Here is a 13234-nt window from a genome sequence, read left to right as displayed (position 1 = left end):
AGAGACGTTATTAGTAACTAAAGGGACTACCTATGCGCATACAAAACAAATTAGCTTTAAGTGCCACCATGTTTACTGCTTGTTTAGCATTTTCGGCTCAGGCCTATGTTCAAGATCCGCAGCTTACCGAGTACCGTGCAGATAAAGGTAAAAGCTCGGTTTGGTTGTCTCATGAAGACTCAAGTGGCGGCTTAGGTGATGTTGGTAGCTCTAAAGATAGTGCCTTTGGTGACGAGGGTTCTTCTCGTTTTCGTTTTAAGCGAGACGTATCAAACCATGACTTCAACTCTAAACCAGGCTTAAGCCAAATTGTTAGTGGTTTACCTGCCAATACCGATATGAGCTTCTCACTGTATTACTGCGACAAAAAAGGCGCTAACTCTCCTACTCAATTACACTTTGGTGTTCGCGAAGTGATCCCCAATGCTCCTTTGGCAGGCACCGTGTTAGCAGATGCTAAAGCGCACGTAAAAGACCTAGCACTTGCGCCTCAAGGCGATAATAAAAAGTGTTTCAGACAGGTCGCGGTAGATTTCAACACTGGTAACAATACCCAAGTGGAGATATTTAGCTTATTAGAAGTCGACACTAGCCAAGAACTTAGCTTAGACAAAGAACTTGAAGTTCGAGTCGATGGGTTCGCAATAGAGAAAAAGTAAGCTCGATATTCTAAGCATAGTGACGGCTTTCCTCGCCAAAGCCATCACTATGCTTATGCCAGATCTTCTCCTCAAAATCCCGCATACATTTTATAGTTTTAGTCGCTCAATGAAACCGGTTACAAATGTTTTATCACATCAGGTAATGTTTATTTATTTAGAAAAACGCCATTTGTAAGATCCTGCTCACAAGCCATTAACAATTACACCGATCAAGGTCACAGACACTTAACCTTAGGTGGTGATTTTGTAGCCGCCGCTGGAAAATTAAAGTGAGAGAAACATTCAGGCTTTAGATTTAAACAACTGAAATAAAACAAAAAATCAGATTTATAACCCTTTTTTAGCGGCTGACTACGAGTTAGCACAGCTAATCAAACTAAATGCGAGAGATATATGGACATACAAAAACCGCAACTCAGCCTGCTACGCTGCGCACTCATTGCTGGAGCAAGTTTAATAGCCAGCAATGCTTACGCTGCAGGAAAGCCAAGCATACCTGTTGATGGTAAACGCTTATTTATTTTAGGTCAGGACCAAGTCTCTATCGAGCAATACATGGCTGACCCTTCATTACCTCGACCACATGGTTTTACCATGTACACCACCCTCACCCGCGGGGCGACCGAAGACGTCACCAACTACTGTTTTAAAGGTTTAGATGGCTTAAAAAACCTCGACAACTACAACTCCAATCAAGCCCAAGGCTGTGCCGATAATGAGCGCCGAAACCAATGGGGATCAGGAGTACAAAACGCGCAATGGGTGATTGAAAACTATCAACCTGAAGTAGTAGCACTTGGCATGTTTTGTCCTGGAAACGCGCAAGCACCCAGCTTATTTAACGACGGCGCTTATGACGACCTGTTAATTGAGTTAGCTGATTTTTTCAAACTTCACAATGAAACCGGTTTCTTTTTGCGAACCTGTTACGAGTTCAATGGCGATGCTCACGGTTTAAGCTTCGAACATTTCCGAGGCATCTTTAAACATGTACGCAGCTTTTTAGACGCTCAAGGAGTAACTAACGTTGCTCATGTTTGGCAATCGGACGCCTACCACGGAACTGGACGTCCGAGTAATCAGGCTCTGGGCGATACCGAGCAGGGCTATTGGCCCGGTAAGCAATATGTAGATTGGGTGGGGGTATCGCAATTTAACAGTGATATTAACGAAGAAGCCGAGATTGCCGAAATTGAAGGCTTACCGCTGTTTATTGCCGAGGTTACTCCACATGGTGATCTAGGTGTGCAGTACGACTACAAACTTCCCTTCAATTCGAGTCAGCAAGTTGCTCAAGGCAGTGCTAACCCAGTAACTATTGTTAATAACCTCGATTGGTTTACTGAAAAAAATGCCGAAATCATGCGTACAGTCAATAAAGCGTGGCATTACATCAACGCAGACTGGACCGCTCAACCGCAATGGGAAAGCGCTGCCGACCAAGCGGGTGCTAACTTCTTTAAATACACCGACTCTCGTGTGCAACAAAATCCTGAAATTAAGCAGCATTTTATTGATTTAGTCAGTTCAGAAAATGGCTTTATCTTGGCAGGGGAGCAAAACAATGGCCCGGTGTTCTCAAATTGTTCTGCACAGCCAAGCAGCCCAATTAACCAAGGACAAGATCTCAACTACAGTTGCACCATTGTTGATAGCCCAGAGGGAGTAAGTCTAATTGACCTAAACATTAACGGTATTGCCTACCCTAGCCAAAACCTTGGCAATTCAGTTTACAACTGGACTATCGCCGCTAGCGACTTACAAGCCGGCAGCAATAATCTAACGATTACAGCCGTAGACGCAGCAGGCTCTAGCAGTAACCACAGTGTTAATCTTGAAGTGATTAGCGCCAACACCCAAGTGGCAATTCAAGCCAGCGGCAATATCGAAATTGTGCGTGGCCAATCGACAGAAGTAACTGTGAACGCTAGCGACAGTGATGGCATAGCCTCAGTTAGCTTGCTGGTAAATGGTCAAAGCCAAGCAAACTTGGTAGCAACTACCGCGCCCTATGTTCTTACTCTTGCCAGCCAAGTTGATGGTAACGACGTAAGCAGTATTCAAGCATTAGCTACAGATACCACTGGCGAAACCACTCTAAGCGAAGTAGTAAACGTAGTAATTAAAGATGCGCCTGTAGTAGAGCCAAAACCAGCTTTTGGCATTAGCTATATAAACGACACCACCATGCGTGTATATCACCTCGACGAAGGCTGGACTGCGACTTGGAACTACTTGTGTATTAACGGTGATTGTCGACCAGCTACGCTAGAAAATGGCGAATACTACCGCGAAGTAAGTGCCACTTTAGGCCAAAGCTACGACATCGAATTTAAAGTACAAGATGCAGTACTGAGCCAGTACATCGTGAGCGATACAGCAGTATTTGAGCAAGGCACAGGTGGTGGCGAAACTCCACCTAGCAATCAACCACCTACTGTGTCTGTATCCGCTCCTAACGGTTCGCTAAACGAAGGTGATAATGTCACTATCACCGCAACAGCTAACGACATTGATGGTTCGATAAACTCAGTCAACTTTTACCTTTCAGCACCAGGTGAAACTGAACAGCTGTTAGCCAGCGATAACGCAGCCCCTTACCAAACAAACATTACCAATCTTAGCGCTGGCACTTATCAATTGCGTGTTGTAGCCAGCGATAACCAAACGGCCACAGCAAGCGATAGTACAAGCTTTACAGTGAACGCTAGCGAGCAACCAGAAGAACCTACTGAAGAGTTTGGCATTAGCTATATCGATGACAATACCATGCGGGTTTACCATGTTGATCAGGGCTGGACAGCTGACTGGAACTACCTATGTATTAACGGCGATTGCCGCTCAGCAAGCTTAGACAACGGCATCTACTATCGCGATGTTTCTGGTGAACTCGGCCAAAGCTACGATCTAGAATTCAAAGTTCAAGACAATAGCCTAAGCCAATTTATTGTTGAGCGAAAAGGCGTGGTGTTTTTAGCTGGCAATACCCCGCCAAGCAACCAAGCGCCAAGCGTCAGTTTAAGCACTAGCCCAAGTACCGTGCTTGCTGGTGAAACACTTGCTTTAAGCGCGACAGCAGAAGACAGCGACGGCAGCATAACAAGCGTAAGGTTTTACGCTGCAGCACCCAACGCAACAGAAAGCTTAATTGCAGAAATCAATAGCGCGCCATATACAACAACTATTAGTAATGTGATTGCTGGCAACTATCAACTTCGTGTAGAAGCTAGCGACAATCATGGTGCCACTGCAGAAGATTCTGCAACAATAGAAGTACAAGCAGGTAGCCAGCCAAGCATTAACTTAAGCGGCCCAGCAACGATTAAGCAAGGCGAAGACTGGATTATTACGCCAAGCCTTACCAACTGGCCAATTGCCGAAGGCGAGCAACACTTCCACTTAGTTATTGATGGCGAAGACTTAGGGCCTCAGTATTCAAGTGCAGCCATTACCATTAGTGACCTCGAAGTAGGCTCTCATACTGCAGTAGCAAAATTAGCCAACGCTGACCACAGCTTTACTGGAGTAGAAGCAAGTTTGAGTGTAAATGTTGAAGCCTTTATCAACGACACGGTAACTCTAGTTAATGACCCGGTATTAGGCAATTACCTAAGTGCAGGAAGCGATGCCAGCCAGCCAGGGCTAACGCTTTACACCTTTGATGTTGATAATGCAGGTGCCAGCCAATGTAACGGTAACTGCGCCACCACCTGGCCTCCATTTATCGTGAACTCAGCCAGCGAGATTAAAGCCCCAAGTGGCGTAAGCGGATTAGGTGTTAGTGCCCGTCAAGATGGCAGTTTACAACTCACCTTAAACAATGAACCGCTTTACTATTTCTCTGGAGACAGCAACCCTGGCGATACCACCGGCCACGGCATTAATAGCGTATGGTGGGTGGCCGACTTGCCTAGCGCAAGTTTCGCCGACAATACTTGGCAGAAATCGGTAGTGCCAGCCTGCGCAGATATGTACAGCGGAGGCTCTATCCCCATCTATGGTTACCATATCTATACCCAGAATAACCAAGTGATCTTCCAAGCGGGCTCTGAACTCGCCAGCAAAGTATGGGGAAACAATGCCCGTACGGTATTCTTCCGCAACAATAGCGAAGGCCGATTAAAACTGCTGGGCAGTGTTGAAGCTACGCGTAACGGTGACAGCGCAGCCATGGCCGTGCCTAGTGATTGGCTCACAGGCAACAGCGTTTACTACGTGTCTTTTGAGCGCCTAGTCACACCACTAGAAAATGAGTTAGGTGATGCGCTTGCTTACCACGACAGTGCCTTATATGGCTTAAACAAAGGCTGCGTGAATGGTGCATACACCGGCGAATCAGAAGACTTTGCCGGCTGGTTACGCTTCCAACACCCACAGGGATTTTTTAACGACCATAACGTATTCAACGAGCGTATCGATCCCGTCAACCAAAGCGCTGGCCATTTTAAAAATGTTCCACGTTTCACTATTAGTTTGTTGCAAGACGAACCGGGTAAAGACTTGTTGTTCCAAGTGGATTTAACTTACGAGTCTTACTCAACGCTAGACTCAACCATTGATATTACCTGGTCGGGCATTGAAGGTAGTGAAGAACGTGCCGGCGGCGGCAGCCCTCGTCATTCTTTAAGCAATCAATGTGCACCAAGCGATGCCAGTGGCAACATCGCCATCTGTAACCTTGGTCAAGGCCTGTCTTATGGGCAAAACATTGACTGGGAACTACGCGTTATTCCAAAAGACAGCGCCGACTTTAACCTTTACACGCAAATGCTTTACTACGTGAAAGGCCATGGTTGGGCAAAAGAATCGAGCGACCCACGCGCCTTACTCGGTGGCGAGGCAAGTATCGATGCCTTTGGTGCTAACGAGTTTGAACGCGCAGCCGCATTTATGCAGCACGAGCACACTTCATCGTTAAAAGTCGTTCGAGACTTTGTTGAACAACACGAAGACTTACGCGTAAACATTGGCGACGATGTTAATCCAGGCTTTAACACCTGTGAAAGCTGTCATATTAACGATGGCCGTAGCCAGGTGATCTTTGATGTGCCCAATGTTGGGCCACGTATTGCGCCGCCACTTATTGGTTTGGGTTTGTTAGAGCAAGTTAACTTTGCCGGTAAAGCAGGGTTTGGCTGGGAAGGTAATCGCGCCACGATTGAAGACTCTGTGCGTTTTGCCCTAGCAACCGACTTTGGCGTGAGTAACCCTGACGCCACTATGGTGGAACGCCTCACCAACTACAGCCAATTTGTTGGGGTGCCACAGCGGGATAAGAGTTTGTTGTTTGATGCTGATGTATTGGCCGGTGAAGACTTGTTCAACAACGCTATGCAATGTAGCAGCTGTCATACCGAAACACAGATAACAGCCAAAGGTGATGTGATTCGCCCCTATTCGGATTTGCTCACACACGACCTTGGTGATGGCTTGTTTAGGACCGCGCCACTGTGGGGTTTAGGCCGCACCGCTGATGTTGCCGCATTTAGCATGGACATGATCGTAAATGGCCAGAAAAATGCTGCTCATGCGGTCGCTCAGCGTGAATCTCGCCCAGCCGACGAGAGCACGGTGCTATTTATGCACGATGGTCGCGCCAAAGGATTAGACGCAGCAGTGCGCGCGCACAATGGTGAAGCCAGCGCAGCACGAGAAGCTTTTGAAACGGCCACACCAGCAGAGCAAGATCAATTGCTGAAGTTTTTGCGCTCGCTGTAGTGAGCATAATTTAAGCTAGCCCCCGTTTTTGCTTATTTACATCAGCAAGAGCGGGGCTTTTTAATAGGAGCATGTAATAATGCTTGCAACATCAAATAGCCGCCAGCCATTTCATAGCCAACCGCTAAGAGAGCGCCTAGTGAAAAAAATTGCCGTATTCGCCGATGTGCAAAACATCTACTACACCTGCCGAGAGGCCTACGCTAAACAATTTAACTACCGTAGGTTATGGCAACAATTGCAAGAGCAGGGCAGCATTGTTGCAGCCTACGCTTACGCCATTGATCGCGGCGATAATCAACAGCTTAAGTTTCAAGATGCGTTAAAACACATTGGTTTTGATGTAAAGCTAAAACCCTTTATTCAGCGCAGTGATGGTTCGGCTAAAGGTGATTGGGATGTAGGCATTACTATTGACGTGCTAGAGGCAGCACGCGAGGTAGACATGGTTGTATTGCTATCTGGCGATGGCGATTTTGCCATTCTGTTGGACAAAATAAACCAAGATTATGATGTAGAAACACTGGTGTATGGTGTGCCTAGCCTTACCGCTCATGCCTTGATCAACTCCGCCAGTTTATACCAAGCTATCGAACAACCACTGCTGCAATAGCAGCTCAATCCACTTGGCTTTTAGCAGTTTTCGCCGCTTCCTGTTCCCACGCGTCACCAGCACTTTTGACAAAAAGTCCCCTTAGTGTGAAAAACTTGCTATTTTTTACCCAATTGTTCGCGTTTTCGGCTATTATCGCGCCCCCAATGCTAAAGCAGCAGCGGTAACACTTTTATTTTTCCCTCGAAGAGGACGCCATTGTGAGCCAAACAGATTTTTCCACTCTTGCCCTACACCCCGATCTACTTAAAAACTTAGAGACTCTGGGTTATAGCTCAATGACGCCAATTCAAGCGCAAAGCCTACCGCTGATTTTGGACGGTAAAGATGTGATTGCCCAAGGTAAAACCGGCTCGGGCAAAACTGCGGCCTTTGGCCTAGGCCTACTAAATGCCTTAGAGGTAAAACGCTTTCGCATTCAAACCCTAGTATTGTGCCCAACTCGCGAACTGGCAGACCAAGTAGCCAAAGAAATTCGCAAACTGGCGCGCAGCATTCACAACATTAAAGTGCTTACCTTATGTGGCGGCATGCCTTTTGGCCCGCAAATCGGTTCTTTAGAGCACGGCGCGCACATTGTAGTGGGCACGCCAGGGCGTATTGAAGAGCATTTACGCAAAGGCACATTACGTTTAGACAACGTGAAAAACTTAATCTTAGATGAAGCCGATAGAATGCTGGAAATGGGCTTTAAATCGGCCATTGATGCGATTATTGAGCTGGCTCCTAAGCAGCGCCAAACCTTGTTATTTAGTGCAACTTTCCCCGAGCAAATCGAAAGTATCGCCAACAATATTATGCACCAGCCAGTGCGGGTAGAAGTGGCCAGCACCCACGACAACAGTTCTATTAGCCAACACTTTTTTAAAGTAGATGATAATGAACAACGAATGCTAGCGTTGCGTTTATTGCTATTACAACATCGCCCTAAATCCAGCGTTGTGTTTTGCAATACCAAGCGAGAAGCTCAAGAAGTGGCCGATGAACTTAGCTTACTCGGTTTTAGCGCTTTAGCCCTGCATGGCGATTTAGAGCAGCGCGAACGAGACCAAACCTTAGTGCAATTTGCCAACAACAGTGCGGCAATTTTAGTGGCAACCGACGTAGCAGCTCGTGGCTTAGATATAGACTCTTTAGATGCAGTATTCAACTACCACTTAGCGCGCGATACCGAAGTGCATGTGCACCGCATTGGCCGAACCGGTCGTGCCGGCAGCAAAGGCATTGCCTGTTCTTTCTTTAGCGATAAAGAGCACTATAAAGTGGCCTTACTAGAAGACTACCTTGGCCGCAACATTAACGATGAAGAGCTTCCATCAATGGCTTTACTTAACAAAAAGCCAGCCGCTCCACTTATGGCTACCTTGCAAATTGATGGCGGTAAAAAGCAAAAAGTGCGTGCTGGAGATATTCTTGGCGCACTCACCGGTGAAAATGGCATTGCAGGCGCACAAGTAGGCAAAATTAACTTGTTTGATAACCGCGCCTATGTGGCTGTAGAGCGAGAAGCACTTAAACGTGCACGCAAAAAACTGGAAGACGGTAAAATGAAAGGACGCTCTTTTAGAGTTCGCCACCTGCCTTGCTAATAGTTGCCAACAACTCGCCAGCTTTTCCTGGCGAGTTGTTTAGGGTCTATTGATCTTTTCTGATGGTTTTTGCAGCAATTTATTAGCCATTTAGGCAAGGCAGTGAGTGTGCAGTTAAGTGGACTTAATAATCACTCGCTAACGCTGAATAAATGGCTAATAAATGCTGTCCGAAGGGTTCGGATAAGCGAACTTTACTCTTTGTTAAGCACTTCTTGCTTAGCCCACTAGGCTTCTAAGTGCTCGCCGCGATTAAAGCCCGCTTATCTCGAACAAAATTTCAACACCAAAGATCAACAGCCCCTAATAAGTATTGTAATTAAATACTAGGCTGCCGCCTTTCAGCACACTGCCATAATTAAACAGCAAACCTATACTCACATTATCTAACCAACCCTCGCCATAAGCGCCTGTTCCCATTAACAAATCAAAGCCAAACTCGTAATAATGCGGTGTTTGAAAGGCCTCGTTAGTATTCCCCCCTAGATCTACACGCGAAGCAGAAAGCTGCCCGGCAAAAGAAATATCCAACATGCGCCCAATAGGATGGGAGTAATACAGCGTATTTCGCCAAGAACTGGCCGCAATGTCTACTTGGTGGGAGGGCACATCAGCGCCAAAGCTTTCACCGTACATATAAGCAAAGCGCGAACGGTACTTAAGTTTGTGTTTGGTCCAACGCTTTTGATACTGCAGGGCTAGACTGGGCTGTAACATCCAAGCGTTCAGCGAAAAGTTAGTTAACACCCCATCGAATAACGGCTGAAAAATCTGACTAATCGAATTGTTGTAAATATACTCTTGCTCTAAGCGTCGAATACTGCCTCCTAACTCGGCAGTAAATCGCCAATTCTCAAGGCCATCCCAATGCGCCCCGCCAGCTAAGAAGCCAGAATAAACTTTTAGTTTTTCATGGTCACGAGTGGGGTCTAACTCTTCGTACAAGGTAATGTCGTGAAAACGTTGGGTATAACCTAAACGCCCGGTTGCGTAACTTTCCCAAGCTCTTCCATGCCAAGGTAAAGCCAGCGTTAAGGGTAAAGTGATGGTTTTCAGCTCATTTTTCAGCCGGTTAGCGTCGTCGCCACCCAAGTTGTCATCATCAATGGGAATAAAGCCAGAAGGGTCAAAGTTAACAAAACCTATGGTTACCGTTTCACGGTCATGAATCACTGCATCGGCGGCAAAGGTACCTGCCAAGTTACGCTGCAATACCGGCAATATCTCATCTTCTAAGTGACCTTCCACCAATGCGGCTTGGCTATAACTTGCGGACAATAACAAGCTAACAGTAAGCCAATAGCAGCTAGCTTTACGAATATTCTTCCATGAATAAAACTGCAACGACGCCTCCTGCTTAACGGTGAGTAATTAGCGTTTTCGTTTATCTAAATGATAGCGCAGAGCCATAGCAATACAGACCCGCAACTCTGCCAAAGGCCACTCGGAGTCTAAAGGGAGTAGCAAAGCCCGCTGCTTTTGATAAACAAACAATCCCGGAAACAAGGTTTGGTAGCTGTCCACCAAGCTAGTTTTACAGTTTACATATAAACCCAAATACTCGGCCTGCTTGGCGTTCCACGCAACCCGTAAAGTACTGCCCGATTTACTTTGTTCGGTCACAAAGGACAGTTCTCCCCACTTTAAGGTTTCTAGCAGCTCTCCCACCCCTTCGGAACCTGCAGCAACCGCCAGTATCTCGGCCCTTAGCCTTAATACTTGTTGCTGCACCGCTGCAGGATAGCGTGCAATGGCGGCCTGTAATTCAGGCTTTAAGGGCTTATCCATTACCACTGCTTCGCTATGTTTATCGCTCGCTGAAATAGCGGCCAAGAAATAAGGTGCTGCTGGTAGCGCCCCGCGGCCCCTTCTAACTCGATGCCATAGTTGGCTAGGCGTAATGCCATTACCGCATAAAAAGCATCTACAGCGCCGGCTTTATTAAAGGCAAAGCAGCCGTCGAACTGTTGCCAAATCTCGCTCAAACGTGCTATTTCAGTATTAATCTCAGCAGATAAGCTGGCTGGCCGGGCTTGTTTTTCAAACTGAAAAGGTAAGCCTTGGCGAATTGCCGTAAAGCCAGCATGTAGCTCCGCTAAATAGCTACGAGCTTGAGCACGCAAATCGGCTTGAACAGGGTAAAGCTTGCCTGAGGCTTGTTCATTTAGGTACTCACTAATGGCCAAAGAGTCATGAATGACCAAATCATCGACATGCAACACCGGTACGAGTTTACTGGGTGACAACTTAGCGAGTTGCTGCTGATAGCCCGCTTCACCAAGTGCGATGACATTGCAGCTAAACTCAAGCTCTGCCAACTGCATACAAAGGTAAGCCCGCAATGACCAAGTTGAGTCTCGCCCTACAATGAGTTGATAATGTTGCGCCATTTTAGCCTCCTTGCACAGCGGCTTTTAGTCCTCGCTGGCGACTGTAAATAGTGAGCAAAATACCCCCTAATACTAAACCCGCCGAAAGCATAAAGCTAAATCCAAGCGGCTCACTGGCAAAAGCCCAGCCACCTAAAGCGGCAATAAGTGGCACCAATAACTGCAACACAGCAGCTTGGCTAGCCGACAATCCACCCAAAGCGATGTACCAAACCCAATAACCGAGTCCCGATGCTAACGCGCCAGAGCCAAGTGCCAGTAGCAAGCCATAAGCACTTAAGGCTGATTGGGTCACCAACCAAGGCAGCAATATCACTAAAAAAGGTAAACTACGCCAGAAATTAAAACAGGTATCTCTACTAGGGCTTAATGAACCGCGACCATTTAAGGTATAAATACCCCAAGCACAGCCTGCCACCACCATGAGTATAAAACCTAGCACCGATACCGACGCTTGCTCACTGGGTGCTAGCAGAATAATCAAACCACTAAACGCCAAAGCAATGCCAGCCAGCTCACCCAAACGTAAGCGTGCACCGTTAACTATCGATATACCCACCATGCTTAGCTGCACCGCAGCAAACAATATTAATGCACCGATGCCGGTGTCTAAATAAAGGTAAGCAAAGGAGAAGCATGCCGCGTAGCTAAACAACATTAAACCAGACCACCAACTGCCTTTACTTTGAACCTTGCCAGAAGAAGGCTTAAGGCTAAGCAATATTGCTAAGGTAACGGCGCCCGCTAATAAACGCACTGCGGTAAAACTAGCAGCATCAATTTGCGGCTCGCCGAGTGCTAAGCGACATAGCACCGAGTTGCCAGCAAATGCAATTAAGGCCACCACAGTAGCTAACCAAGTTGTTACAGGGGATGCTTTATTCACTGTCTGACCATACCGCAAACTCATTACCACTAGGCTCGCAAAAATGAAAACGTCGACCACCAGGGAAACTAAAAATGTCTTTTACTATTTTCCCACCCGCCACTTCCACTTTAGCTAAGGTTTGCTCAAGCTGTTCACTATAAAAAACCAATAAAGCAGCACCATTTTCAGTACTAGAAGCTAAAGGAGCGAGAAAAAAACCGCCATCTAAACCTTGACCCGAAAAGGCCGTATATTGCTCACCAAAATCTTCAAATTGCCACGCAAAGGCTTGGCTAAAAAACTGTTTGGTCGCCGCTAAATCACTGCTGGGAAACTCAACATAGTTTAATTTTTCGTGCTGATTCATTACGCTTTCCTTCGCTATTTATTTGAATAAATTACAAAAACACAGTGCCTTCAAAATAGGTTTTGGCATGACCCGCAATAGTGACTCGGTCGCCAAGCTGCTGACAATGCAATACTCCACCGCGCTTAGAAGCTTGATAGGCCAGTAGCTCGTCTTTACCCAAGCGCTTAGTCCAAAACGGTGTTAGACCCGCATGAATTGAACCAGTGACCGGATCTTCAGCACCGCCATTGGCTGGCCAAAAATAACGTGAAACAAAATCATGTTCTTCACCGGGGGCTGTCACTACAACATCATAAGGCGCTAAGGTTTTGAGTAACTCTAAGTCAACCTCAAGGTCCACAACCTGGGCCTGTTGTTGGTAGACCAGGAAATACGCTTGCTGATTTCGCCATACTTCACTGGGTTTAACCGATACACCATCAAGCAAAGCCGACGGCGTTTCAAACTCCATGTGTGGCGGGCAACTCGGGAAATCCATTGCAATTAAACCACTATCACCACGGCGCGCTTTTAGTTCACCCACTTGCAAGGTAGTAAAGTGGAGTTCTTGCAGTGTTGGCTGTTGACTAAACAAAACATGGGCTGCTGCCAAAGTAGCGTGGCCACAGAAGTCAATTTCGCAGATTGGAGAAAACCAACGAATAAGGTAGGAGCCCGGTTCGTCGGCTACTAAGAAGGCTGTTTCAGAAAGGTTATTTTCAATAGCAATTGCCTGCATTACGCTATCTTCTAACCAAGCTTCTAAGACAATAACCGCAGCAGGGTTGCCGCCAAAAAGATCACGGGTAAAGCTATCTACCTGATGCATTTTTAAGTTCATAACAGTCCTTGTTGATTAAACTAAAGTCTAATAGTTAGCAAGCCCGCGGGTATGCTTGGCTCAAGAGAAGTCACCCAACTGATCTGAACAGTTGACGAAAGATCACGAATACACCTTTACATTACCCCAATATACGTTACACTTCGCTCGCTGGTAAAGGTTACAGCGGATATTTATGCCCCATACAAATACGTTGATTTTTCG

10 protein-coding genes are annotated in these 13234 nt (G+C 46.5%); 4 read left to right on the top strand and 6 right to left on the bottom strand.

Annotated features, from left to right (window positions below; translation table 11 throughout):
• Positions 1–32 precede the first annotated feature (32 nt).
• From OV592_RS00765 to dbpA, 4 genes are all read left to right on the top strand, one after another.
• Positions 33–659, top strand: coding sequence for a hypothetical protein (locus tag OV592_RS00765; RefSeq protein ID WP_406610069.1), 627 nt, complete (start codon positions 33–35; stop codon positions 657–659).
• A gap of 396 nt (positions 660–1055) precedes the next feature.
• Positions 1056–6380, top strand: coding sequence for a family 31 carbohydrate-binding protein (locus OV592_RS00760; RefSeq protein WP_406610068.1), 5325 nt, complete (start codon positions 1056–1058; stop codon positions 6378–6380).
• Positions 6381–6519: 139 nt separating this feature from the next.
• Entirely contained in the window at positions 6520–6993 is a 474-nt protein-coding gene (locus OV592_RS00755) for an NYN domain-containing protein (protein ID WP_040306697.1), read from the top strand.
• Between the two features lie 200 nt (positions 6994–7193).
• On the top strand, positions 7194–8582 hold the full coding sequence (gene dbpA / locus OV592_RS00750) for an ATP-dependent RNA helicase DbpA (protein ID WP_406610067.1): 1389 nt from the start codon (positions 7194–7196) through the stop codon (positions 8580–8582).
• A 303-nt stretch (positions 8583–8885) separates the two neighbouring features.
• Here the strand turns inward: dbpA and OV592_RS00745 are convergent, their stop codons facing one another.
• The 6 genes from OV592_RS00745 to OV592_RS00720 are packed head-to-tail and all read right to left on the bottom strand — an operon-like array spanning position 8886 to position 13030.
• Positions 8886–9926, bottom strand: coding sequence for a Solitary outer membrane autotransporter beta-barrel domain (locus OV592_RS00745; RefSeq protein ID WP_406610066.1), 1041 nt, complete (start codon positions 9924–9926; stop codon positions 8886–8888).
• Positions 9927–9953: 27 nt separating this feature from the next.
• A complete protein-coding gene (locus OV592_RS00740) occupies positions 9954–10370 on the bottom strand; it encodes a DUF1801 domain-containing protein (protein WP_406610065.1) in 417 nt (138 codons plus the stop codon).
• The gene (locus OV592_RS00735; RefSeq protein ID WP_406610064.1) at positions 10370–10972 is read right to left on the bottom strand and encodes a glutathione S-transferase N-terminal domain-containing protein; all 603 of its coding nucleotides are present in this window, start codon (positions 10970–10972) and stop codon (positions 10370–10372) included. The genes OV592_RS00740 and OV592_RS00735 overlap by 1 nt, the downstream gene beginning before the upstream one ends.
• 1 nt (position 10973) lies before the next feature.
• Positions 10974–11858 (bottom strand): DMT family transporter, encoded by an 885-nt coding sequence (locus OV592_RS00730; RefSeq protein WP_406610063.1) that lies wholly within the window; start codon positions 11856–11858, stop codon positions 10974–10976.
• Positions 11851–12207 (bottom strand): VOC family protein, encoded by a 357-nt coding sequence (locus tag OV592_RS00725; protein WP_406610062.1) that lies wholly within the window; start codon positions 12205–12207, stop codon positions 11851–11853. The genes OV592_RS00730 and OV592_RS00725 overlap by 8 nt, the downstream gene beginning before the upstream one ends.
• A 31-nt stretch (positions 12208–12238) precedes the next feature.
• A complete protein-coding gene (locus tag OV592_RS00720; protein WP_406610061.1) occupies positions 12239–13030 on the bottom strand; it encodes a PhzF family phenazine biosynthesis protein in 792 nt (263 codons plus the stop codon).
• Between the last annotated feature and the right edge of the window lie 204 nt (positions 13031–13234).

This window comes from Agarivorans sp. JK6, assembly GCF_045277145.1.
GTDB classification, from domain to species: Bacteria; Pseudomonadota; Gammaproteobacteria; order Enterobacterales; family Celerinatantimonadaceae; genus Agarivorans; species Agarivorans albus.
Note: the sequence above shows the minus strand (reverse complement) of the source record. Positions and strands in the feature narration are given on the sequence as shown.

What these genes read in the sequence shown, in the direction of transcription:
- OV592_RS00735 (WP_406610064.1), bottom strand. Translation starts at nt 10,972, where the DNA reads ATGGCGCAACATTATCAACTCATTGTAGGGCGAGACTCAACTTGGTCA.
- OV592_RS00760 (WP_406610068.1), top strand. Translation starts at nt 1,056, where the DNA reads ATGGACATACAAAAACCGCAACTCAGCCTGCTACGCTGCGCACTCATT.
- OV592_RS00765 (WP_406610069.1), top strand. Translation starts at nt 33, where the DNA reads ATGCGCATACAAAACAAATTAGCTTTAAGTGCCACCATGTTTACTGCT.
- OV592_RS00720 (WP_406610061.1), bottom strand. Translation starts at nt 13,030, where the DNA reads ATGAACTTAAAAATGCATCAGGTAGATAGCTTTACCCGTGATCTTTTT.
- OV592_RS00740 (WP_406610065.1), bottom strand. Translation starts at nt 10,370, where the DNA reads ATGGATAAGCCCTTAAAGCCTGAATTACAGGCCGCCATTGCACGCTAT.
- OV592_RS00725 (WP_406610062.1), bottom strand. Translation starts at nt 12,207, where the DNA reads ATGAATCAGCACGAAAAATTAAACTATGTTGAGTTTCCCAGCAGTGAT.